Origin of the sequence: Streptomyces hokutonensis (assembly GCF_000376565.1) — a bacterium.
Lineage (GTDB): Bacteria > Actinomycetota > Actinomycetes > Streptomycetales > Streptomycetaceae > Streptomyces > Streptomyces hokutonensis.
Map to the genome: position 1 here is coordinate 68,147 of NZ_BARG01000006.1, position 23,833 is coordinate 91,979.

The 23,833-nt window shown below is 63.5% G+C and carries 18 protein-coding genes and 1 pseudogene; 9 read left to right on the top strand and 10 right to left on the bottom strand.

The window, feature by feature from the left end; translation table 11 throughout:
- Nucleotides 1-3 precede the first annotated feature (3 nt).
- The 4 genes and pseudogenes from SSP08S_RS01875 to SSP08S_RS63190 form a co-directional block, all read right to left on the bottom strand.
- Nucleotides 4-885 (bottom strand): DUF6339 family protein, encoded by an 882-nt coding sequence (locus tag SSP08S_RS01875; RefSeq protein ID WP_019065875.1) that lies wholly within the window; start codon nt 883-885, stop codon nt 4-6.
- Nucleotides 882-1,874, bottom strand: coding sequence for a hypothetical protein (locus SSP08S_RS01880; RefSeq protein ID WP_019065876.1), 993 nt, complete (start codon nt 1,872-1,874; stop codon nt 882-884). The genes SSP08S_RS01875 and SSP08S_RS01880 overlap by 4 nt, the downstream gene beginning before the upstream one ends.
- Nucleotides 1,871-4,021 carry a helix-turn-helix domain-containing protein gene (locus SSP08S_RS63185; protein WP_026178100.1) on the bottom strand — a complete coding sequence of 717 codons (2,151 nt, stop codon included), beginning with the start codon at nt 4,019-4,021 and terminating at the stop codon, nt 1,871-1,873. The genes SSP08S_RS01880 and SSP08S_RS63185 overlap by 4 nt, the downstream gene beginning before the upstream one ends.
- Nucleotides 4,022-4,219: 198 nt before the next feature.
- Nucleotides 4,220-5,023 (bottom strand): annotated as a pseudogene (locus SSP08S_RS63190) (sigma-70 family RNA polymerase sigma factor); the annotation flags it as partial.
- 584 nt (nt 5,024-5,607) lie between these two features.
- On the opposite strand from SSP08S_RS63190, the gene SSP08S_RS01890 reads away from it, so the two are divergent.
- From SSP08S_RS01890 to SSP08S_RS58955, 4 genes are read left to right on the top strand one after another with little or no spacing between them, the layout of a single operon-like run.
- A complete protein-coding gene (locus tag SSP08S_RS01890; protein ID WP_019065878.1) occupies nt 5,608-7,227 on the top strand; it encodes an NERD domain-containing protein in 1,620 nt (539 codons plus the stop codon).
- The gene (locus SSP08S_RS01895; RefSeq protein ID WP_026178101.1) at nt 7,224-10,382 is read left to right on the top strand and encodes a helicase-related protein; all 3,159 of its coding nucleotides are present in this window, start codon (nt 7,224-7,226) and stop codon (nt 10,380-10,382) included. Before SSP08S_RS01890 ends, SSP08S_RS01895 begins: the two co-directional genes overlap by 4 nt.
- 3 nt (nt 10,383-10,385) lie before the next feature.
- Nucleotides 10,386-12,263: a DUF1998 domain-containing protein gene (gene drmB, locus SSP08S_RS61560; protein ID WP_218006632.1), complete on the top strand. Its 1,878-nt coding sequence runs from the start codon at nt 10,386-10,388 to the stop codon at nt 12,261-12,263.
- Entirely contained in the window at nt 12,260-13,360 is a 1,101-nt protein-coding gene (locus tag SSP08S_RS58955) for an AAA family ATPase (protein WP_078532308.1), read from the top strand. The genes drmB and SSP08S_RS58955 overlap by 4 nt, the downstream gene beginning before the upstream one ends.
- A 96-nt stretch (nt 13,361-13,456) precedes the next feature.
- On the opposite strand, the gene SSP08S_RS01900 is transcribed toward SSP08S_RS58955, so the two are convergent.
- A complete protein-coding gene (locus tag SSP08S_RS01900) occupies nt 13,457-14,071 on the bottom strand; it encodes an ATP-binding protein (protein WP_026178102.1) in 615 nt (204 codons plus the stop codon).
- Nucleotides 14,072-14,297: 226 nt separating this feature from the next.
- Between SSP08S_RS01900 and SSP08S_RS01905 the strand changes: the two genes are divergently transcribed.
- Together SSP08S_RS01905 and SSP08S_RS58960 are read left to right on the top strand one after the other, a co-directional pair.
- Entirely contained in the window at nt 14,298-15,146 is an 849-nt protein-coding gene (locus SSP08S_RS01905) for a helix-turn-helix domain-containing protein (protein ID WP_019065882.1), read from the top strand.
- Nucleotides 15,143-15,358, top strand: a complete 216-nt coding sequence (locus tag SSP08S_RS58960; RefSeq protein ID WP_078532309.1) for a DUF397 domain-containing protein — start codon at nt 15,143-15,145, stop codon at nt 15,356-15,358. Before SSP08S_RS01905 ends, SSP08S_RS58960 begins: the two co-directional genes overlap by 4 nt.
- Nucleotides 15,359-15,365: 7 nt before the next feature.
- Here the strand turns inward: SSP08S_RS58960 and SSP08S_RS01910 are convergent, their stop codons facing one another.
- Entirely contained in the window at nt 15,366-15,968 is a 603-nt protein-coding gene (locus tag SSP08S_RS01910; RefSeq protein ID WP_026178103.1) for a nitroreductase family protein, read from the bottom strand.
- Nucleotides 15,969-16,315: 347 nt separating this feature from the next.
- On the opposite strand from SSP08S_RS01910, the gene SSP08S_RS01915 reads away from it, so the two are divergent.
- Entirely contained in the window at nt 16,316-17,164 is an 849-nt protein-coding gene (locus SSP08S_RS01915) for a hypothetical protein (protein WP_026178104.1), read from the top strand.
- Nucleotides 17,165-17,387: 223 nt separating this feature from the next.
- On the top strand, nt 17,388-18,335 hold the full coding sequence (locus tag SSP08S_RS01920) for a hypothetical protein (protein ID WP_019065885.1): 948 nt from the start codon (nt 17,388-17,390) through the stop codon (nt 18,333-18,335).
- 71 nt (nt 18,336-18,406) lie between these two features.
- On the opposite strand, the gene SSP08S_RS54695 is transcribed toward SSP08S_RS01920, so the two are convergent.
- From SSP08S_RS54695 to SSP08S_RS01940, 4 genes are all read right to left on the bottom strand, one after another.
- The gene (locus SSP08S_RS54695; RefSeq protein ID WP_078532310.1) at nt 18,407-19,912 is read right to left on the bottom strand and encodes an alpha/beta hydrolase domain-containing protein; all 1,506 of its coding nucleotides are present in this window, start codon (nt 19,910-19,912) and stop codon (nt 18,407-18,409) included.
- 27 nt (nt 19,913-19,939) lie between these two features.
- Nucleotides 19,940-20,548, bottom strand: a complete 609-nt coding sequence (locus SSP08S_RS01930) for a TetR/AcrR family transcriptional regulator (RefSeq protein ID WP_019065887.1) — start codon at nt 20,546-20,548, stop codon at nt 19,940-19,942.
- Nucleotides 20,549-20,631: 83 nt separating this feature from the next.
- Nucleotides 20,632-22,005 (bottom strand): HupE/UreJ family protein, encoded by a 1,374-nt coding sequence (locus tag SSP08S_RS54700; protein ID WP_078532311.1) that lies wholly within the window; start codon nt 22,003-22,005, stop codon nt 20,632-20,634.
- The gene (locus SSP08S_RS01940) at nt 22,002-23,264 is read right to left on the bottom strand and encodes a DUF3500 domain-containing protein (RefSeq protein WP_218006633.1); all 1,263 of its coding nucleotides are present in this window, start codon (nt 23,262-23,264) and stop codon (nt 22,002-22,004) included. The genes SSP08S_RS54700 and SSP08S_RS01940 overlap by 4 nt, the downstream gene beginning before the upstream one ends.
- Before the next feature lie 244 nt (nt 23,265-23,508).
- Between SSP08S_RS01940 and SSP08S_RS01945 the strand changes: the two genes are divergently transcribed.
- The gene (locus tag SSP08S_RS01945) at nt 23,509-23,820 is read left to right on the top strand and encodes a hypothetical protein (RefSeq protein WP_019065890.1); all 312 of its coding nucleotides are present in this window, start codon (nt 23,509-23,511) and stop codon (nt 23,818-23,820) included.
- Nucleotides 23,821-23,833 lie beyond the last annotated feature (13 nt).

Sequence of the window (23,833 nt, forward strand, 5' to 3'; positions counted from 1 at the left end):
CGGTCAGTCGTCTTCCGCATCTTCCGTGGCCTCACCCTTTCCGCGCACCGGCGCGTCCGCGAAGAGCTCCGCAAAGTAGTCCGCCAAGCGCTCGATCGATTCCTCGAGGGCTCTTTCCTCTGCAGGTCCGACTGGAAGAGAGCGGTGGCGCATAACGAGCCCCTCATCTCCTTCACCGATCCACCTCTGCACAGCATTTGCATCTCGCACCACGTCGGGCGCGATTACGTCGTACATCAGGGTCGCGCCTGCTGTGTTGACAGCCTTGCCCAGGGCGTTCGCATCACGACCCGTTCGTACGATCTCCCGCTTCAACAGCCGGACCAACGCCTGCGCTGTGGGGCGATGATCGATGACGTCCAGCCTCAGCACTGTGTTGAGCATGTCCTGATTGCCGCAGGCCGTTTCAACGGGCTCATAGTCGGACCCGTTTCGGAACAGTTCGGCTGACCACCAGAGCCGCGCAAAGGCCTGCTTATGGTATGGGCCTTTGAAATACCGGGGGTTGACAGTCTTCTTCTTCTCGGAAAGATGCCGCCAAACCACAAAATCGGGAGCGACGCCGAGTGCAAGGTAGTTCCACAGAGCGGGGTCCGCGGCCTCTGCCCGTGTCAGACGAAGGATCGAGTGCAGACGCGGGGCAAGCCAGGCATCCGCCTGCGTCGGTTTGTTGTCCTGGTAGGTGCGCATCGCGTCGTCAATCAGGTCCCGAATTGCACGAAGCCGCCACCGAGGGCTCTCGGGCAAAGGCTCAGCAGCCTGGTTGACGGCGATGGTGGGAACATCGTCCTTCCCAGACAACAACCCGTCCGTGATGAAGCGCACCGCATCCTCGTCGGCGAGCCGCGCCAAGTACTCGGGCAGGTGGTAAGGACTGTCCGTCATGCCTCGTCCTCGCGCTTGAGCTTGTCCAGGCCACGTGCCGTCTCCAAGAACACCCGCGGCACCTCGGCTCGTCGCATCGCTGCGTATTGGATACGCGGCTGCAGTTCGGTCCATCCCGTCACGCCGACACGGCGGCTGTGTACCTCGCACAAGGCATCTTCGAGAGTCCGTTCGGGCACGACATCGGGAAGCATCTCCCTGAGGACCTCGCCCTGCCAACCATGCGGGAACAGCGGGGTGCCGTCATCCTCGATCTCCAGGTCACCAACAGCAGAGTGGAACACCGCGATCCATACATCAGCGGCCATCTGCGCCACCATAATCTCGTTGACCAGACCTTCAGGACCCCGCCCCTCGGCGCCAAGAATGTCCGTCATTCCCTCGAAGTCGGTATTGATGTGTACTGTCGGCAGAGCCCCCGCAGCGTTCACGATCCACGGAGCGTCGGTGAATTGCTGCAGCCACCTCGGCCCCTTGGCGAACCCGACCTCCTTGACATCGAAGGCCTGCTCGCGTGTCGGGGCGTCACTCCTCACGTCGACGATCCAGTCGTCAACCCCCTCCGCGATGATCCGCCCCGGTACACCGTCGACTGTCGCAACCACTTGAACCATCATTGTGGCGCGATCGAAGAGGTCAGCTCGGAGCACCTGTAGTTCACCACGCCATTCACGGCCGCCTTCCGACTCGGGGGCAAGCATCGATGTGACACGAGTGTTGGTCGCCCTGTCGGCCAACACCACCACCACAGCGACGTCGGACCATGGGCTGCCCCGCTCGGTGGCCTTCGAAGGGATCGTCGCCGAAACGGTCAGCGTCGCCGTTTCCCAGTTCTCTGTCTCCGCCAGGCCTAGCGCAACCACACGTTCGACCACGGACCGTGCGCGGGAGTCGAGTTGCTCGCGAGGCTGCTCGGGCGCCTTGACTCTCGCCGCATCAACTCGAAGGGAGACCGTGCCACGCAGGCGCGGGTACGGGAACACCTTCATGACAGCGACTCCCCTTCACCCGTGCGCAATTCGACGACGAGCCCACTCAGACTAGTCCTGACAGCGTGCGTCGTAGGGTCCGTAATGCCCATGAAGGTTGCGGTACGAGCCGCATCGAAGTGCAAAGTGCCCTCCACCACCTGGCAGTTGTCCACGCCCAAAAGCTCGGCCCAAGCAATGGTCGGGCGCGGTCCTGAGCGCACGTCGAACTTGGCCACCGGGACGAGCCTCCAGTTGTGTCCGCCGGCAGGAATCCTGATCTCACCGGTCACCTGCCAAGCGCCGTCGTCAAGCACTCGTGCGTCCAACTCCTCCAAGACTGGCAGCGTCGCCGCCAGCAACCGAGGCCGCTTATTCCCCGCGCCAACTGTCAGCTTCGGGGTCAAGCGCCCTCCCCCCTCTTTCGAGTGTCTCTTCGGGCGGACCACTAGCCTCTTGATCGCCGCATTCGTTTCCCGGGTGAGGGAGTTGATCCGCCGGTATGCCGAGGGCGAGTAGGCGAGTGTCAGTTCCTCTGTCTGTCCCCACTTGTTGTGCTCCGGAGGTTCGGCCGCACGGAGGAACTCCTCTGCCTCGGTGGCGAATGGGGCATCTGCGCCCGCGGCGTCGCCGGTCAGCAGAACAGCCTGGAAGGGGTTGACAGACAACGGCAACCCTGAAATTGAGCTGTCCCGTACAGTCATCCGATTGCCGCGGATCGCCACTACACGATTCGGTTTGCCGTCCGCGTCCTCGGCATCTGTCACCAGGAGTACCGCACGGTGCTCGCCCAGAGAGGCTCGTCCACTACCGCGAACGGGAAGATTGAGAGGCACGATGCTCGCGGCGACCTGACCGGATTCGGTGAGCTGCTCCACAGTCGTACCGTCGAGGAATGCCTTCAGCGCGCGCGTACGTGAGGGCTGAGTGATCGTGGGGTCCACGCGCTCCTCCGCGAGGATCACGGCGCCGTTGCGCAGAGTACGCACAGAAGCCTCCAAGAGTGGTAGCTGGTTACCGCCGCCGGTCATCGCAGCCCAGAAGTTCCTACCCAGGGCACGCACGAGCCTGTGGTGCATCCGCTGGATACTGTCGTCGTCCTCGCCCTCGTCACCCTCGGGTGCGGCATTGTCATCTACGAGGCTGGCCACGTCGTGGGCTGCCACGATCAGGAACGACGTCCCCGGCTCGTCGCTCTCACGCTTGAGGTGAAGTGCTTCGACGGTCTCTTCATCCGCCCACCAAGAACGCGCCACCGCAGGTCCCGCCGAGCCAACATCAGGGCGCCCCAGCCACGCCGGCCCGGCCCATGCCTTCCCGTCGACCTGACGCCATGGCAGATCGAGGCGTCCGATGAGGCGACGTTCGGTGCGGCCCTCGTGTGGTTCGGACAGCGTGGAATTCATAAGTACGAGACCCAGCCGGCTGGTGGCCCACAACGTGGCCTTGCCCAAGCCGTACGAACCGCCCGCCGAACCACCCGACTTGTGGCTGTCGAGTTGACGCCGCACCACCGCCGCGAAACGGCCGTCGTCATAGTCATCGCCCGTCAAGCCCGCAGCGTTATAGTCGTCCACTCTCAAGAGCACGATGCGGTCGCGCTCCTGCATGTCTCGCAGCCCAGCGTCAATGACCCGGCCGACCTTCTGCTCCTGAGCAGCCGCCGCCTCGTAATGTGGGAAGAGAGCCTCCCACTGGATGGCCTCCCGGAATCTCGCAAGTGTCTCACCGGTGAGCTCGTGAAGGGTGTAGCACACACGCACAGGCCGGCCGTTGGCAATAAGCCGCTCATCGAGGCTGTTCTGACAGGTTTCTCTGGCCAGCACCGACAAATCGGCGTCGAAGGCGAAAGCAGCGGCGTTGCCCAATTCCCGACCGCCATCGGCATGGCCAGGACGGTGATACCAGATCGGTTGACTCCCATCCACTGACTGCTCAATTTCCTGCTTGAGTTCACCGAAGGCCCCAGATCCAGGGGCACCGGAGACACCCAGCACTCGATGAATTTGGGAGGACATCTCCGCGCTGGGAACCGATCGCTCGTCCAGCCAGGCTGCGACCAGAGACGGCGTCACCCCGAGCAACTCGGCAAGTTGGGCATCGCCCATGCCCACTTCTTTCATATGCTGGGATAGCCTGGGGCCAAAAGAATCCCCACCCAAACTCATCTGCATCTCCTTCTCGGCAGATTCCCCCGCTGATACAGCCACGTCGCCGCTTCCATCAGTCGACGGTGCCTCGTTCCCAAACTCCACCGGTGAAATTGTTTTGCGCTTCGCGCGCACCCCCTCCGACCTGGCTTCACTCGCCCTCTCTCGCCGTTTTGCCGAGGCAGGACCATCAGCCTCGAGCCCAAGCTGAACGCGAAGATCTATCATTCCCATTTTTTCGATCTGCCGAATACGTTCGCGCGTCACACCGTACTTTTCACCTAGCTCCTGCAGAGTCCATCGTTCACCGTCGACAAATCTATAGCGATAAAGAAGAACCTCACGTGCGCGATCACTCAAAGTTTCCAACAGCGGCCGCAGAATCTCCCTGTCGAACATGGCCTCCAGCATCTCCTCTGGCCCTGGCAGAGAATGACGCTCACTCGTCAGAAGATCCCCAAGAGTCACATTCTCACTTATGGTTGAGTCAATAGACTTGACAAGTCCACGACTCAGCCGCAAAGATTCCTGGACCTTCTTCAGGGAGATACCGCACTCGAGCGCCAGATCCATGAGACCTGCGGGTTTCCTGAGCGTCAGAAGCTTGGACTGCGCCCTGCGGACCTTTTCTATCGTCTCCCTTACGTGAACAGGAAGTCGAATGATCGAAGATTCGTTGGCAATACCTCTGTCGATGGACTGTCGAATCCACCAGGTTGCATAGGTCGAGAACTTGTATCCCAAAGTAATGTCGAACTTTCGCAAAGCACGAATTAGCCCCAAGTAACCGTGCTGAACGAGATCTTCGAACGACAACCCCTCGCCGAACCGCTCCCTGGCGCCGGCGGACTTCCGAACCAACCCCGTGTTGTGAGTAACAAGCGCCGTGTACGCCTTGTAGGACTCGCTGCCACGCAGCAAACCCGCGAAGTACTCCTCAGGCAGGTCGCCGTCCAACGATGCGCCTGCGCGCATCAGCAGGCAGAGCCCCACTTCTTGTTCCGCAGTGAGCACCTGCATCGCTGCGCCAGGAGTCAACCGGTCGTTTCGCAGCACCCATCGCGCAGCCCTACGTGCCTCGTCGAAGTCCTGTACCCGCTCACTCTCGGCGAGCAGGTCACCGTCCGGAGCTTCGAGTTGCTCCAGGTCTAGCTCAACGAGCTCACGAGCATCGCCACCTTCATCGTCGGCCTCGACACCGCGCCCCTCGGCCGGATATGTATCAATCGCATCTCCGGACTTCCGAGCTTCGTTCGGTCGCCTGTCGGTCTCCACACCGAGATCGAGGGCGAGTTGCTCGCACTGTTCCCCATCCAGGCACGCTGCTCGGGCGACTTCGAATACCACACGGTCGGGTATGACCCCCTCGTCGAGGAAGCGACGCGACACGGTGAGCAACCGCTCCCAGCCAGCGGTACCTGGAAGCCCTTGCGCCTCGCTCCCCTGTCTCGCCCTCACAGATCCCCCTGCACTGCTGTCCTCCCCCTGCGACCCTACTCAAGCGAGTCGCCTTCCCACAGCATTCGGCCTCAAGTGCCGGACGACGCGCTGGAACTGGTCACAGTCGCTATCTTGGCCCTTCCAGCAGGCCCACGGGAGCGTTGATGCGGATCATCCCAAGCGAGATCTCAGGTACGACCACGAGCGCGGCGGAGCGGGGCGTGTTCGATGCGCTCAAGAGGTTGCCCAACTCGATGGGGGTGGCACTGCACTCGGTCCACCTCCCGGAGCATCGATACAAGCGCGTGGGGGAGATCGACTTTGTCCTCATCACCCCCGAGTTGCTGTTGTTCCTGGAAGTGAAGGGCGGTCGAATCAGCCAAACAGGAGGAAACTGGACCTACACAGACCGTTTTGATCGCTCCACTACCAAGCGCGAAGGTCCTTTCGAGCAGGCGAACTCGGGGATGCACGAGCTGGAGAGGGAGCTTGGCCAGGCGATTGGAAGCCTGCGAAACCAGGGGGTGGCGAGCGGCTACTTGGTGATCACGCCCCATGTCGACCTACCCAAGACAACGACCTTCACTCATGCCCAGTACCTGGGCATGAGTGAATATGACGGAGGCCGGGGTCTCGAGGAGGGGATTCGTCAAGCCAGTCGCTCCTGGTTGCGTCAGAACCCGTGGGCTCGGACTCCTATCCCAGACAGGCTGCGGACACGCATCCTCGAGGCCATTCGCCCGGACTTCGATCTCGTCCCCAACCTGAGATCGCGCATAGCTGACTTGGAGGTTCGCTTCGAGCGTCTCACCACGGAACAGTACGACAGGATCGACGAGTTGGCGGAGAACCGCCGTCTGATCTGGTCCGGTGGAGCTGGCACCGGCAAGACGTTCTTGGCAGCTGAGGCCGCTCGCCGCAAGTCGGTGCATGGCAGCGTCCTATTCACGTGCGCGAGCCGAACTCTCGCCGCCTACGTGTCCAGAGTCCTCGCCGACGCAGACGTCGTAGTCCTGCCCTTCGAGCGACTCAGCGAGGTGAACGGTCAGGTCTTCGACCAATTGATCGTGGACGAGGCGCAGGACCTCATGACGTTCGAGCATCTGAGCCGCCTTGAGGAACTTTTGACAGACGGCTTGGAGCGCGGCCAGTGGATCTTTCTGATCGACCGGAACAACCAGGTGCTGTCCCCCGAGACCTTCGATGCCGACGCTTGGGACTATCTGCGTGAATTGGGAGCAGCATCGAGTTCACTTTCGCGGAACTGCCGCAACACAGTCCAGATCGTGAAGCAGGTCCAGAACTACACCGGCGCCGACATCGGGGTAGCCATCGCCGGTGAGGGTGAACCAGTTCGCTATCGAACCGTAGAATCAGCCGCACAGGAGGCGGTAGCACTCGACGAGTACATCGATGAGTTGATCTCGGACGGATTGGAGCCCAAGGACATCACGGTTCTGTCCGCTTCCGGAGACTGGGACAACACCGCGGCACGGTTGTCTCATCGGTTCGCCAAGATCGAGCGGTATGCCGACACCATCGCAGCCGAGCGCAGAAGAAATCGAGTCACCTGGTCGTCCGTTACAGATTTCAAGGGCCTTGAAAACCAAGTCGTGTGTGTCATCGACCTCGAACCAGAGATGCTCAAGGGGCGGCTTGATGCGGTCTACGTTGCTTGGACACGTGCACGAGCTCAGCTCTGGATCGCATGCAGCCCAGAAGCAAAGCGAGTATTGAGTGACATGGGTGCTGCAATCCTCGAACGAGGAGGGGAGACAGGGTGACGGTCTCCGAGAACGAACTCGCCGACTATCGCGATCAATTTGTCACCTACTTGCGTCGGCAGTTGGTCGGCCCCGGTCCAGACGATCAGGAGACTCTCGTCGATCCACCGGATCGGCGATACCTCATGGGGACCTTGTACCCGCGAGGCCAGGATCTGCGCGATCACACCGCCGAAGCCGGGGAATACGAGACCTCGGAGGAGGCGGCAGGTACCGGGGAGGAGGACGGATTCGCCGACGATCCCGTGGCCGAGGCCAATGCCTGGCTACCGTCCTCACTCGGCTTCTCCTTCTTCACCGATGCCTCGGTGATCGCTGTCACTTGTGGTGCGGCACGCTACGAGACATCACGGGTCAGCGGTCGGCGGGTGTGGACCAGACAACCGCGAGAGGAACAAACGGTCCAGTTCACAAAGGAGTCATCAGCCTCCGAGCAAGTGCTGGACGGTCATGCCCGGCTTCATATGCGGTGGCGTCCTTTCGGGACCGGACACTTGGTCACGTGCGTGCTTGCGAACGCTCACAGAGAGGACGAAGACCTCCGCAACAGATGGGAGCTCATGCTCTTCCAGGCCATGCTGAAGGCCACAACCGTCGGGGGCCGGATCCTGGAGTACCCCAGCACACGACTCAACAGCCGCGATCCTGAAGAACAGGAACTCCGCGTCCAATACCGCCACATCGTGACCCGCGCTGTCGGACATGGCTGCGCCGTCGAATGGGACACCAAGGGCAACGAAGTCACAGAGGTCCGCGCCGAAGTGATGCCACAAGCAATTGTGGGGCACATTCGTCCAGGCGGGCCTCGCGATCTTCCGATTCTGAATCTTGCCCATCTGTCGCGCCAGAACGTACCCGTGAGTGAACTCCGATCCGAGTTGGAGTCGTTCGTTGCCGGCTATCGCGACTGGTTCGGCTCATTGGAGAACCACGCGACTTCGCTTCCGAAGTGGGCTGCTGCACCTGTCTCGCATATCCTCAACCGCATTGATGGCACTGTAAAGCGCCTTGAAGACGGCATCGCTGCGCTCACAGCGGAAGGTCGCGCGGGGCAGAATGCACGCGACGCTTTCCGCCTGGCCAATCGAGCCATGGCTCTACAAATGCTCCGCAGCCAACGTGAGCTCGCGGGCTCACGTCATCGCCGCAAGGATCCGATCGTGGAGATCTCGGAACCTGACGGCAGTGCCACCTGGCATCCTTTCCAGCTCGCGTTCTTTCTGCTTGTTGTCCGCGGCCTCATGGAGCCGAATCACGAGGACCGCGAGGTCGTCGACCTTATCTGGTTTCCCACCGGTGGTGGCAAGACGGAGGCCTATCTGCTGACCGCCTGCTTCGAGATGATCTGGCGCCGTCTGCATCATGGCTCGGCGGGGGGTGGCACTGCGGTCATCAGTCGGTACACGCTCAGCCTCCTGACAACACAACAGTTCCAACGGACGGCCACCGCCATCTGCGCCCTGGAGTACATGCGATTGGGGCATGATGGCCAGCACATCAAGGAGCTTGGCAACGAGCCCTTCTCCATCGGGCTGTGGGTGGGTAAGGCGACGACACCCAACTCGTTCGCCGAGGCCGAACGAGAACTGGGAGTTCTCCTGCAGATGCCGGAGCCTGACGATCGCTTCCTGCTGGAACGCTGCCCCTGGTGTGGAACTGAGATCGCCCCTGAGCGCAAGTCTCGACGTGATGACTTTGGTATTCGAGCTACCGCATCTGACTTCAGTTTCCATTGCCCACGCGACTCCTGCGTGTTCCACAAGAGTCTGCCAGTGGCCGTGGTTGACCAGCATCTCTACGAGCGACCGCCGACGTTCGTCCTCGGCACCGTAGACAAGTTCGCCCGGCTGGCGTGGGAGCCGAAGGCCGGCCGTATCTTCGGAGGCCGTGACACGCTCCGGCCTTCTTTGGTGATCCAGGATGAATTGCACCTACTCGCCGGCCCTTTGGGCACGACGGTAGGGCTGTATGAGTCCGCGATCCTGCAGTTGTGCGGCTGGGATGGAATCCAACCAAAGGTGATCGCATCTACAGCGACTATCCGACGCTCGCATAGCCAGATCAAGAATCTGTACGGCCGGAGAACACAGTTGTTCCCACCCTCCGGGCTAGATGCACGCGACTCGTACTTCGCCGTCCCGGACGATGAGCGCCCAGGGCGCCTCTATGTCGGGGTGATGGCTCAAGGCCACACCGCTTCCACAGCCACGGTTCATGTTGGAGCGGCAGCGCTACAGGCTCCGCAGCAGCTCCGTTCCGACGACGAATTAAGAGACGCCTACTGGACGGTGGTCGCTTACCACAACAGTCTTCGCGAACTCGGCCGCACAGTCACCATCGCCAAGGACGACATCCCGGCTCGTCTGGAGCATCTGATGCCCAACGACGCTTCGCGTCGCAGCCTGTCCGACGATTCGGTCCTAGAGCTGACAAGCAACGTCGAGCGTTCGGCGCAACCGCGACTGCTGGACCGACTGGGCAGAACGTTCAAGGAAAAGGGCAGCATCTCCTTTCTGGCAACAACGAACATGCTTTCCGTTGGAGTCGACGTGCCCAGATTGGGATTGATGCTCATGAACGGTCAGCCAAAGACAACCTCTGAATACATCCAGGCAACCAGCCGTGTGGGGAGGCGAAAGGTGCCTGGTCTGATCGTGACGCTGTGCCGTTCCACGAAGCCACGCGACCGCTCCCACTACGAATCCTTCGGCGTCTACCATTCCTCCCTCTATCGGCACGTGGAACCGACGAGTGTGACCCCCTGGTCCCTGCCCTCACGCAAGCGGGCTCTCCATGCCGCTCTGACCATCCTCGTGCGACATGGCCTCGGGCTAACCGCAGAGGACAGAGCCGGCGACATCCTTGAGCACCCTGAGGGAGTTGCTCAAATTCGCAAGCTCATCCTTGATCATGTGGGGAGGTCAGACGAGACCGAGGTCGAGGCTGCTGGGTTTGAACTGGACTCGCTGATCGCTGATTGGAGGCAAGAGGCCGAGATTGCTCATGGGCAGGGCAACCGGCTCTACTACTCACCACAAGGGCGCGCTCAATTTTCGCTCCTCATGGACTTCGGAAAGACACACGGTTTGTGGGAAACGCCGCAATCGATGCGCAATGTCGACCGGGATTGCCTGGTCGCCATCCAGGGAGTGTGACCGGTGAAAGACGTCAGGAGAAAAGTCCGGCGTACCCAGACGATCACCCCCTTCGGCGTGGGGGGCATTATCGACTTGCAGGGCGAGTCCTTCGTAGCAGCCGATATTCGTAGCTGGGGCGGGCATGGGGATAAAGTGGACTCTCCGCGCCTGGCACGGAAGCTGGGAGTCCAATCCTTTCGATCAGCACCCGTGGTTCCCCCTGGGAAGATGGAGTTCGTCTCAAAGGTAGGCCCAGTCTATACACGGTTCCCGCGTTGGCTCTTCTGCCCACACTGCAGAATCTTGACCTTCTGGCGATCCGAAATGGAGCAGAAGGATAAACAGCCTTCATGCGGACGCTGTGCGGGAAACCCACAGTTGGTGCCTATGCGTTTCATCCAAGTTTGCAGAAATGGCCACATGTCTGACGTTGACTGGCGCAGGTGGGCTCATTCCACAGCAGACAGCCCTGAACATCGCCAATGCCAACGAAAGAGGCTCAAATTCGTCACCACACCCGATTCGTCAGGCCTCGATGCGCTTGTAATTCATTGTCTGGACTGCCTTTCGCGTCGATCCCTCGAGGGAATCAGCCAGAAGAACAGCCTAAAAAGGATCGGAATCCACTGTTCCGGAATTCAACCCTGGCAGTTGGGAAGCGATGAACAGGTCGAGTGCGACGAAACCCCGAGAGTCGTACAACGTGGCGCTAGCAATGTCTACTTCCCTCAAGTGCATTCGGCAATCGACATCCCCTCCCCTTCAGATCCCAGCGGGGATGAAAAATACACCCAAGCCGTTCTCGGAAATGCATTGTGGCCGGATTTGACCAGCGCCGATGAAGAGTCTCCGATGACAGATGCACTCAGGAAGATCATCGCCAAGCAGTGCGGGGTTTCCGTGGATTTTGTCGAGAAACTCCGCATCCATCACATGAATGATGTTACCGCTCGACCGGTTTCACGGGGAACGGATGAAGATCTCAGCATCGACGAATGGTCTGCTTTTACTTCCGTGACCGGAAGTTCCCGCACCACCGGTGACTTCGCCGTCAGGCAAGTTGATCTCGGGGTACGCCCGACGGACAGCGAATCCTTCGAGTTGATCGCTCAACGGATCGATCGCGTCATCGTAGCCGACCGAATCCGGGAAGTCCGAGCGCTTGCGGGGTTCTCACGCTATGAACCCGATAGCCACGAGAGACTTGTCTCCGTCAATCCGGTATCCAAACCGCAGTGGCTGCCGGCCGTGGAATCGTACGGCGAGGGGATCTTCATCTCCTTTGAGGAAAAAGAGATCCAGGAATGGGAATCCAAGGAACCCATTCGCCTCTGGACCCGGAAAATCGAAGAGAACATGGAGGCCTCCTTCCAGATCGACCGCCTCCGGGAGAAGACAGGCGTCGAGCTACTGCCTCGCTTCGTCATGTTGCATACATTGGCCCATCAATTCATCCGACAGCTCTCTTACGACAGCGGCTACAATGCCGCCTCGCTGCGCGAACGAATCTATGCGAAGGGCCATCCCAAAGAATCTCCCAATCCAAGCCAAGCCGGGATCTTCGTCTACACTGCCGCGGGTGATTCGGAAGGGACGCTCGGCGGACTGGTCCGCCAGGGCGAGCCACCCAACCTGCTGGACACTTTCGTACGCCTACTTGAATCAGCTCAATGGTGCTCACAAGACCCACTGTGCGCCGACTCCACCGGCCGGTCTCTAGCCAATCTGAATCGGGCCGCATGTCACGCCTGCACATTGCTGCCTGAGACCTGCTGCGAGACTGGAAATACACTTCTGGATCGCACGCTCCTGATCGGGGAGGGCAATGTGGCCGGCTTCTTCGAGCATGTAATTCGAGCAGCGCTCAAGGAATCTGCAGAATCCGTCGATGCTTCATGAAGCTTCCTACGCTCCTGGAGCTTTCTCCGGAACAGGAAGCGGTCACCGACATGCCGTTCGAGGGGCAACACATCGTCACCGGGCCACCTGGCAGTGGAAAGACCGTGATGGCCATCTACCGGGCGTGGATGCTAGGCACCGCGGGTCGACCGGCCGTACTGATCACCCATTCCAACCTACTCAACCAGTACTGCGCACACATCGCACAACGCTTGTCCGACCAGTTCCGCATCATGACTTTCCATCGCTGGCTGCGTACCACCTGGCAGCAAAATTACGACAAGCCCCCACCAAATGGCGGAGCCGGTGAATGGAGCTATGACTGGATCGAAATGATCCACGACTGTGTCAGAAAACGTCCAGCCGTGGAACACCTGGTCATCGACGAGGGCCAGGATCTGCCCAATGGGTTCTACGATCTATGCAGCATCCTCGGGGTCAGTATTACGGTTTTTGCGGATGAAGATCAACGCATCACCGAAGAACAGAGTACGATTGCGGAGATAGCAACGGCACTTGACATCACCCGAGAGTTCGTCCCATTGGAGGGCAACCACCGCACCACTCGTGAGATCGCGCTGCTCGCATCCCACTACGAGATTCACTCCGGGCATCAGTTCCTGCTAAGCCCTGAGCCAGCGGGAATAAAGCCGCACGTCACGCATTGGGGATCTCCCCAATCCTTCCTCGGCGATGTGGTCCGCTACATCAAGGTCCATCCCCATCTTGAGATTGGAGTCCTCTGCAGAACCACTGAGGCGCAACGAGCAGTTGAGCTGCATCTGGCCAAACACGGTCTCGAACTCTCGATACAAACTTACGTTTCCAACGACTTGAATCGATCATCAGTCGACTTCTCCAAGAGACCAGTCCGCATCGTCAATACAGCGAGCATGAAGGGATTGGAGTTCGACACCGTCTTCGTCCCGGACCTGGACTCGTATTCTGAGGATCCGTCTGGCGCCAACGTTCGTATGCGATTCCACGTCCTGTGTACGCGCGCCAGAAGCGAACTGTATTTTGCATACTACGGACAGAAGGAACCAGCAATTGTCGCTGACGTGTCGCAGTCAATACTTGAGCGACATCGCAGCTGATGTCGACGTCAGCGCCTATGGTGAACCATTGACAACAACACCCCGAAGATCGCTTCACCCTGGGCTTTGGAACGACAGCCCTCCAGCTTCCACGATCTACGCCTCAAAACGTGTCTGTGCCCGGTCCAGAACCTTGTCTCCGTCGAAGCCGTGCGCCCTTAGCCAGTGGAGGAAGTCCGTGATGACATCGATCACGGCCTCCTCGGCCAGAGCCGCGCTCAGACGGCTCTGTTTCGGTTCAACGGGCAGCGCCGCGGAGTAGAAGCCCAGGAGCGCCTCGGCCCGCGTCACGCCTGCGTCGTCGACATGTCCGCTCGGCGATGTGAGCCTTGTTTCCAGCTCACACCAAGTCACCTTTCGGTCAGGATGGAGCAGGACACCCCAACGGTCGGCGACTCCGTCGACGAGGGCCATGCCCCGTCCACCCTCGGAGTCGGAGGTCGCCTCGACGAGAGTGGGCAGGGCTCGCGTGTCGGGGTCGTGCACCTCGATCCGCAGGCGAGTTCCGTTCATGGAGACCGCGAGGGTGGCCGGGGTCCCGGCGCCCACATGCGTGATGACGTTGGACACCAACTCGCTCACACAGAGTTGAGCCCCGTCGGTCACGTCGTGCAGACCCCACATGCCCAGGTGCAAACGCACGACGCGGCGCAGCGCAGCAACCTCCTCGGGATCCGCCGTGAAGGCCAGGTCCCACGGCTTTCGTGACATACACGCTTCTTGGATCACCAGGACTCCTCTCGTGGCACGACATCTCCGCATGCTCGGCGGAGCGTCACATGCCCTCACCGTGAGTGGCGTTGTCGACCAGAGTGATGCCGACACATCCCGTCGTGCAATGTGCAGGAAGAGATTCCCACTTCCGAGTGATTGGCACGCAGAGGTCTTGGCGCGAGACTGAACACCCGCTAGTCGACGGATTGTTGAGAGGTTCGAGATGGCCGGTTCACCGACGGCGCGCCGTCGTCGTCTCTCGATCGAGCTGAAGAAGCTCCGGGAGACGAACGCGTTCACCTGCGCGCAGGTCGGCCAGGCGCTGGACTGGAGCGGCTCCAAGGTCAACCGCATGGAGACGGGCAGTGGCCGGGTCCAGCCGTCGGACATCGACGCCCTGTGCCGGTTCTACGACACGACCGACGAACTGCGGGAGTTCCTCAAGTCGTTGGCTCGGGAGGCCAAGACTCGCGGGTGGTGGCAGGTGCACGGTGCCGGCGTCCCCGAGTGGTTCAACATCTACATCGGCCTGGAGCAGGACGTCTCCACGTTCCGGCAGTACCAGTGCGAGTTGATCCCGGGACTCATGCAGACCGAGGCGTACACCGGTGAACTCCACAGGACGGGAGCCCACATGTCCGCCGAGGACATCGCCAGGGCCGTACAAGTGCGCATGGAACGGCAGGCCATGCTGACGCGACCCGACTCCCCCGATGCCTGGTTCGTGGTGAACGAGGGCTCGCTCCGCAACGTCATCGGGGATCGGGCGTTGATGCGAGAACAACTCGAACGCGTGCTGGAATCAGCCGAGTTGCCGAGCGTGACCCTGCAGGTGCTTCCCTTCGACTCGGGCACATATCCAGCTACGGGCACGTTCACCATCCTGGGCTTTCCCGCTCCGGAGGACCCGGACCTGGTGTACCGGGACGGCATCACCGATGCTGTGTACCTGGAGGGCGAGCATCACGTTCGCGAGTACACGAAGGCGTTCGACGGCCTACGGGCTGCGGCACTCAGCCCTCAACGCTCCGCCCAGTTGATCAAGTCCGTTCTGAAGGAATACGCAAGTTGAACAGTGCAGAGGCCGGGACCCGCAACCGTCTGGTCTGGTTCACGTCGTCCTACAGCAACGGCGCCGGGGGTGAGTGCGTCGAGTGTGCGACGACCGGTGGCCGCGCACTGGTGCGTGACACCAAGAACGCCACAGGCCCAGTGGTCACCGTTCGAAGCGGCCCTTGGCATTCCTTCGTTCAGGCCTTCAAGGACAGTGGGCCGGTGGAGTGAACACCTCTCAGGCCTGCCGCCCCCACTGCCCCCGATGAACGACGTCCTCCACACCCCGCCGCCGCTCCGCGATACGCCCACTCTGCTCGGGAACATCCTCAGCCCGGTACCCGACCGTGATCCCGCCGATCGGGTCGTACTCGTCCGGGACCCCGAACTCCGCCCGGAACGGCTGGAGATGCTCGGGTGCGATGCCGAAGAAGCAGGCGCCGAGGCCTTCGTCGACCGCGGTCAGGAGCATCAGCAGGGCGGCCATTCCCGTGTCGATGTGCCAGTACGGCGCGGGCCAGCGGGCCTCGGCGCGGTCCTCCCAGCCCTTGTCGGGTTCGGCGTAGCGCTCAAGGTACGCCGCCTTGTGGGCCAGGGGTACGACGACCAGCGGGGCGTCCTGCATGGTCGGGGTCTTCTCGACCCGGGTGGGGACGAAGGGCCAGAAGCGGGCGCGGTCGGCCGGGTCGGTCAGGGCGAGGAACGCCCAGCCCTGGGAGAAGCCGGCCGAGGGGGCTCGTAGCGCGGAGGCGAGGATGCGCTCGGTCACCTCCGGGGTCAGCGGCTTGTCGGAGTAGTGACGGATCATGCGCCTGCGACGGACCACCTCGGAGAATTCCATGGCGGGAGAACCTGTCACGAGCCAACCGGTCACCGGGAGTTGTCGATCTGCCAATCTCGCGCCGCGCGCCCAGGGCCACTGCGGCAGGCATCGACTCGACTGACAGGCAGGCAGGCAGGCCCACCTGCGGTCGTGGGCGCGAGCTACGACCGGACGGGGGCCGCCCCCGCGCCCGTCACGACGGCACCCTCTGGTCGATACCAACTCCCCAATCCCCACTGCCCCGTTACGCACTTATTGCACAAGAGATCTTCACCATTTCCGACCTGAGTTCATATGATGCGGAGATCAACAGGCCCGGCCAGGCGGAGACTTGGGCGGGCCTCTCGGGTTCCTGTGGGGGTTTCATGCGTATACGCGTTGCGGCCGGTGTTGTCTCCGGTGCTGTGGTTCTGTCCGCGCTCGCTCTTCCGGTTGCCGCTCAGGCGGCGGAGCGTAGGGGGGCCTCGGCGGAGCTGAAGTCCTTCGCCTCGGCGGCCGTTCAGCCCAGAGACTCGCTGGGTAACACCAAGTTCTCGCACGCTGTCATCAACGGGGGCAAGGACATCGTCCTCGGTACCAGCGGTACGAAGTCCGTCACCGTCACGTACACCGCGACCGACCAGAACGGTGTCGCGCTCACCGAGGCCTTCCTGTGGCAGGGGACGGACAGTTCGACCACGGACGGGATCACCGGTGGGCTGGGGACGGACGACGACCCCGACTGCACGGAGACGGCGACGCAGGGGACGTACACCTGCAAGGCCGTCTTCAACATCCACCCCGCGACCGACATGAAGGACAACGGCGTGGCCGGGACCTGGAAGTTGTTCCTGGGGGCCTGGGATCTGTACGCGAACGCCAGTTACAACGACGACGTGGCCACCGCCTCGATCAAGAAGGCCTCCACGCTGACCGCCGACGCCACTCCTGAGCCGGTCAAGAAGGGGAAGACCATCACGGTCACGGGGAAGCTCGCCCGGGCGAACTGGGCGACGGGCAAGTACGCGGGGTACGTGTCCCAGCCCGCGAAGCTGCAGTTCCGTAAGAAGGGCAGCAGCACCTACACCACCCTCAAGACGATCAAGACCAACAGCACCGGTGTTCTGAAGACCACCACCAAGGCCACGGTCGACGGGTACTACCGGTACGTCTTCGCCGGTACCTCCACCACCGCCGCGGCAACCGCGGCCGGCGACTTCGTCGACGTCCGGTAAGCGGCTCGGCTCGCCCGAGTAAGAGATCTACGTGAACCGGCGGGAGGCCCTCCCGCCGGTCCCGGTCCCGTGTGTACCGTCCTCCCTTGTGTTGATCGGTGATCACTCAACTACCGTTCTACGCGCGGAGATTCGCCACCCCCAGCCCCTTCCGCAGCACCCGCACCCCCCGTTCATTCCACCCCCACTCATGGAATCCCCCCACTTCACGGAGGTTCACCGGATGCCCAGTCTTGGCAAGTTCACGTCACGTCGTAGGCTCACCACCGCCCTCACCGTCCTCGGGCTTCTCGCCACCGGGGCCGTCGCTCAGGCCGCCACCGTCACCCCCGCTGCCGCGGCCACCGCGGCCACCACGCACCGCGTGCTGTTCGACGACGGGCACGCCGAGGAGGCCGGCAACGCCGACTGGATCATCTCCACGAGCAAGCCGGACCCGCTCGCCCAGGACTCCTCCCCCTCATCCGACAAGGACTGGACCGGGGCGCTGTCGTCGTGGGGCATCGCGCTGCAGAAGACCGGGGACTACAGCCTCAAGACCGCCACCAGCGCGCTGACTTACGGGGGTTCGTCGGCGAACGACCTCTCGAACTTCGACACGCTGGTCCTCCCCGAGCCCAACATCAAGTTCACTACGGCCGAGAAGACCGCCATCATGAACTTCGTGAAGGCCGGTGGCGGGCTGTTCATGATCTCCGACCACACCGGGTCCGACCGGAACAACGACGGGTACGACGCGGTCCAGATCCTCAACGATCTGATGACGAACAACAGCGTTGATTCCACTGACCCGTTCGGGTTCTCCATCGACTCGCTGAACATCAGTTCCGGCTACCCGGCCGCCATCAGCGACAGCACCAACCCGGTGCTGCACGGCTCCTTCGGTACCGTCACCAAGAGCCTGATCGCCAACGGCACCACCGCCACGATCAAGCCCGCCGACAACTCCGCCGCCAAGGGGCTGCTGTACCGCAGCGGTTACTCCGGCAACACCGGCGCCTTCTTCGCGACCAGCACCTTCGGGAGCGGCAAGGTCGCGTTCTGGGGCGACAGTTCGCCGGTCGACGACGGCACCGGCCAGTCCGGCAACACGCTCTACGACGGCTGGAACGACACCGGCGCCACCAACGCCGCCCTCGCCCTCAACGCCACGGAGTGGCTCTCCTCGTGAGCCAACCGGCAATCAGGCAGAACTGATTGGGCGGGCGGGTGCGGCTCCCGAACCGCACCCGCCCCTCCCGTTCAGGCCCCGATGTCGGACCTCACCGCCGCCTCGACGAGGTCCGCCGCGTCCGCCGGCCTGATCGTCCCGGCCGCGACCGCAGCCGCCGTACGGGTCACCCACTGCCGCACGAACTCCGCGTGCGTGGGGTACAGAGCGGCAAGCTTCGCGCCACTGAAGGGAGTTGTCGTACCGAACAAGAAGCAGAACTGCGCCGATCCCGTCTGCCCCAGGCCCGACAGCGCGGCGACCGGCGCGTCCACGGCGGGGGTACGGATTCCGCCAGCGGCGTTGCCGTTGGCGTCCAGGACGAACGCGGGTGTGCCGTCGCTGCCTGTGGCCACCTGGAGTTGAGGGGTCCTGGCCGGTGGGAGCCCGGTCAAGACCCAGCTGCGCAGGGCGTGTTGGGCGGCGTCCATGACGTAGTGCGCCGGGCCGGTGTTGATCGGGGCGGCGCAGGAGAAGCCGGGGGTGCCGGTCGGCGGGTCGAGCATGGCCCCCAACTCCCCTTGGCTGACGGTTCCGTCACCCGTATCCGCGGCGCCGACGTTGGCGACATAGTCGTCTGCGTGCGCGGTGCCGGCCACCTCCCAGAACCGCAGGCGGGTGGTGTCTGATTGACGGGCCGTCAGGTACCCCAGGAGCATCAGGTCTGTCTCCGTCTGCACGGTGAGCACCGGGACGTCCGTGTCGGTACGGAACTGGACGACCGACGGGGTCGGTACGTCGGCCTGGGGTGCCTGCGAGAGCGCTGCCGCGAATCCGGCCCGGCTGTGGACCAGGAATCCGTCGTACGCGTGCGCCAGGGGCTGGACCGCGTCGATGTACGTCGTGAGGCGGAACGCCGACTGTGACTCGCCCTCGGCCAGCACCGCGCGCGGGCGGAGGCCGCCGAGGATCGTGGCCGCGGAGTCCCGTACGGCCTGTCCGGCCTGGGAGAAGATGTCGTAGGAGTAGCTGTCCCCGGGATGGGACAGGGCCGCGTAACGGGCCGGGTCGGCGGCCTTGGTGGCGGCCACGCCGGTCGCCTGGGCGGAGACGCCGATCCAGGCGTAGCCCTCGCGGATCAGTTCGTTGTGGGTGTAGATCCACTCCGGGGCCACGTCCAGGCCGGCGGAGACGTTGAGCCACTCGACCACGACCGTCCCGTTGAAACGGGCCGGATTAGATGGCCTGTTCATGACAAGCCTGGTGGTGTACGGCGCGGTGCTCGCCGGCGTCACGTCCCAGCGGCCGTCCGACCCCAGCGGTACGGCCGAGGTGTAGGAGCTGGCCGCGCCGGAGAGGAAGAACTCCGACTGCGTGTATCCCACGCTCGCGAGGTCGAATGTCGTGCCTTGCAGTACGACCGCACCCTTGCCCCCCGTGACCGGGCCGGTGACCGTCGCCGCACCAACCGCGGTTGCGGCCTGGGCAGTTGGCGCCGAGAGCCCTAAGAATCCTAAGAACAGGCAGACGCTTGCCACGACATTCAGCACCGGACGTCGGCGACTTCGAGTGGGCGGTCGTTGTCTCGCGTCGTTCATGAGTGATGCCTCCTCGGAATGGTTGTCCTACGGCTCGGGAAGCCCCGCCCGCAGTCGCGCGAGCGCGTCGGCCGTCAGCTCGGCGAGGTCCGACTCGCCTTTGCTCTCAAGCCACATGAAGACCGTGAGTCGTAGGGCGTTCGCCGCTACGACGCCGGTCAGGCGCGGGTACAGATCGGTGCGCGCGTCCGTTCCGGTGCGTTCGGCGATGATCTCGGTGAGCTGCTCGCCGAGTCGCTCGAAGATCGCCAGCTGCGAACCCAGCAACGCCCGGCTCGCCATCACCATCCGTACCTTGACGGCCAGTTGCTCCAACTGCTCCGGTGGCAGGAACGCCGAGAACGTCAGCGCGTGTCGCAGCGACTCCCACAGCGGTTCGCCGGTCGGGCGGGCGCGCAGGCCGTCGGCGATGTAGCCCATGCCGTCGACCAGTTCGGCGACGATCGCCTCCTCCTTGCCGGAGAAGTAGTTGCGGAAGGTGCGCGGCGACACGTCCGCGGCCTCGGCGATCGCGTCGGCGGTGACGTTCTCCACCCCGCGCTCCAGCGCCAGCCGCATCGCCGCGCTCGCCAGCGCGGCGCGCGTCTGCGCCTTCTTGCGCTCCCGTAGACCCGTCAGAGCCTTCTCCGCCGTCACGCCCCGGACCGTACTCCGACTTGCCGGAAGGGAAAAGATGCCGGGACGGCAAACTTTTCGAGCGACCGAACCTGCACCCCTCCCTATACGGCGGGCTCCATCACCGTCTCCAACTCCGTTGCCCCGCGCCCCCGTTGGCGGACAACCACCATCCAACCGACCGCCACCACCGCCCCCACCCCGAGCACCGTCAGCATCCCCGTCGTATGCGCCCCCGCACTGTCCGCCGCCCTCGCCACCGGGTTGGGCAGCCCCAGGCGGTCCGCCAGCCAGCCGATCGCCGCCGTGGCCGTGATCAGCGCGCCGGTCACTCGCAGGGCGGGCTGTATTCGCAGTCGCGCCAGTACCAGCAGCGACGGCAACGCCAGGCAGACCAGCAGGAGTTGGACCAGTTCGATGCCGAGGTTGAAGGCGAGGAGGCTGGACGCCAACTGGCCTGTGGACAGGTGCATTTCGGCGAGGACGAAGGAGAACGCCATGCCGTGGCCGAGGCCGAAGACGCCCGCCACGAGGGCTTCCCTGCCGGGGAACAGCGGGCGGATCGCGTGGACCGCGCCCACGAGAATGCTCGCCGCGATGAACGCCTCGACCGGTCGGCCCGGGATCTGGAGGCGGGTCAGGGCGGAGGTGGCCAGTGCGACCGAGTGGCCGACGGTGAACGCGAGGGTGATGCGGGCGATGCGCGTGAGTGCCGTACGGGGGCCCGCCAGGCCGCCGTTCCAGCGTCCGCCGGCCGCCAACAGCGGTGCGGGCAGCAGCAGGATGAGCAGGAACAGGAGGTGGTCGGTGCCGGTGAGGATGTGGTTGGCGCCCAGCTGGAGCATGGCCATGAAGCCTCGCCACGCGCTGCCCCTGCCGAGGTCGACCGTCAGTGGCGGGACCTTCATGTGGCGGACGTCGAGGCGGATCGTGCCCACCTGGGTGGCGCCGTCGCCGGTGACCTGACCCGCCGCCCAGTCCTGACGTACCGTCACGAGGGTTATATGCGTGACTACTTGGTGCACTATCACGTCGTAGTCGAAGGTGAAGTGCCGTACGTCGGCGCCGGCGGGCGGGGTGAGTACCGCCTTCGCGACCAGCTCGCGGTAGGGGCCCGTGGAGGTCTGTTCGGTGCGGCTGAGGCTCAGAGCGCCGATGGTGACCTGCCAGGCCTGGCCCTTGAGGGTGGTCGGGCGGATGTGGGCGGCGAGGTACGTCCGGATCGCCTTCGACCTGGCGGGGAGGGCCGTCGACTTGACGGTGGTGAGGTCGATGCCGCTTGCCGTCGCGAAGTCGCCCACCGGCAGGGCCAGTTGGGCGGTGACGGAGTCCTTGTACACGTCGAGCTGGACCACCGAGTGCGGCATCGGGTGCGCGGCGGCCGGCGACGCTCCGAGGAGGAGCGCCGCCGGTACCGCGATCGCGATCCCGGCCACCAGGCGAAGCGCTGTGGTCAGCCAAGTTCGCGGTCGGGTCATGAGAAGGTGAACTCGCTGCCGTAGTCGCGGGTGTGGTCGCGGTACACGGTGTGGTAGTGGATCTGGTCCCGGTACACGACACCGTTCTGGCAGACGAACTCGACCCAGACGCCGGGGCCGTCGATGCGCACGTAGTCGCCCTGGGTGTCGAGGGCGGTGGTGCCGGAGTAGGCGACGTAGGTCTGGTTCAGCTCGTGCTCGTACGTCTTCATGAGCTTCTTCGCGGTGGCGTCGTCCACGTTGGCGATCCAGGGGTGGATGGCCTTGAGGACCAGCTGCTTCTGCTTCGGGGAGAGCGTGCTGACCTTGATGCCCTCCTTCGTCTCCGGGAACTGGCCGTCCTGGCCCGGGCCGAGGAGTACGTCGCTGAAGGACTCCGACAGCTTGGCGGTGGCCAGCTGCTCCGTGCTCAGGCTGCCGGTGAGGGCGAGGAGGCCGTCGCGCATGGTCGCGAGCGGGGAGTACGTGGTGCCGTCGTCGTCGGTCCAGGTGGTGGGCTCCACGCCGACGAAGAACGGGCTGGCGCCCGCGACCTTGCCGTTCTTGTAGGTGAGGTTGAGGGCCAAGTGGTGGCCGCCGAAGTGCAGTTGCCAGGTGCCGGTGGCGGAGGGGGTACCGAGGAAGGCGAGGAAGTAGACGCCGCTGCCGTAGCCGCCGAGGCCGCCGCCTCCGGTGCCGCCGGAGGGCGGGGTGCCGGTCGGGACGTCGGTCGGCGCGTCGGTGGCTGTCGCGGACGGGTCCGCGGAGGCCGTGCTCGACGCGGTGTCCGACGGTGCCGGGCCCGCGGAGCTGGTGCTCTGTGCGGCGTTGAGCACGTCGTCGGCCTTGATGATCTGGGTGATCTGGTCGTACCCGGTGTTCTTGCCGGTGCCCGTGGCGAGCTTCAACACCTTCATGGCGGCGGCCAGTTGAGTGTCCGTCAGGGAACCGAGCTGGATGCCGGGACGGCAGGTGGAGCCGCAGGGGAGGTTCGACCACGCGGTGGCGTTGGCCTGCGTGAGGTCGAGCAGGGTGGAGGCCTGCTGGTCGGCGTCCAGCGTGTTCAGGAACTCGTTGGCCGCGCTGACCACGGCGCCGACGCCGGTGGCCTTCTTGTCGACGGGGCGCTTGACGCCCGCCGCCGATTTACCGGTTCCGGTGTCCGTCGAGGCATTCGCCACGGCGAAACCGCCGCCGACCAGCACAATTGCGGTAACGGCTCCGGCTATGCCGCGCCAGGTCCGTCTGGTGCGGACCAGACGGGTTCTGTCTCTGCTCACGAACGACTCCTTCGATTTCGGTAATTCCAGAGATTCCGCTCGTCAGCGGAGCGCCGACCGGCCGTTCGCGCGATTGTTGACAACATTATCGACGTTCTTACCGAAATCTCAACGGTCCATCACGTGGATAAAATAAGTTTCAGGTTCCACAGCAATGCGGACTGAATTCAGAGAATTCACTTATGTATTTGACAGGCTATGCTTGTCGCGCGAATAGGGTTTCCTGCTATCGGAGAGGCACATCATGGCCAAGGTCCCGAACATTCCCAGCGCGGTGGTCGCCGCGAGCGGGCTCGTCGGCGGGTACGGCGTGGCCCGCTGGACGAAGAAGCGTCAACTGGGCGGGGCCGTACTGGCAGTTGCCGGGGCCGCGGCCGCGCAGCAGTGGCGGCAGCGGGCCGGCGGAAAGGCAGCCGGGGCACTCACGGTCGCCTATGTCGCCGCGTTCGCCGGGTCCCACCCGCTGGCCAAGAAGGTCGGCGCCTGGCCCGCGGTCCTGGGCGTCGCGGGCGCCGTCGCGGTCGCGTCCTGGGCGGTCGCCGACCGGCAGGCGTGACCCCCGACGCGTT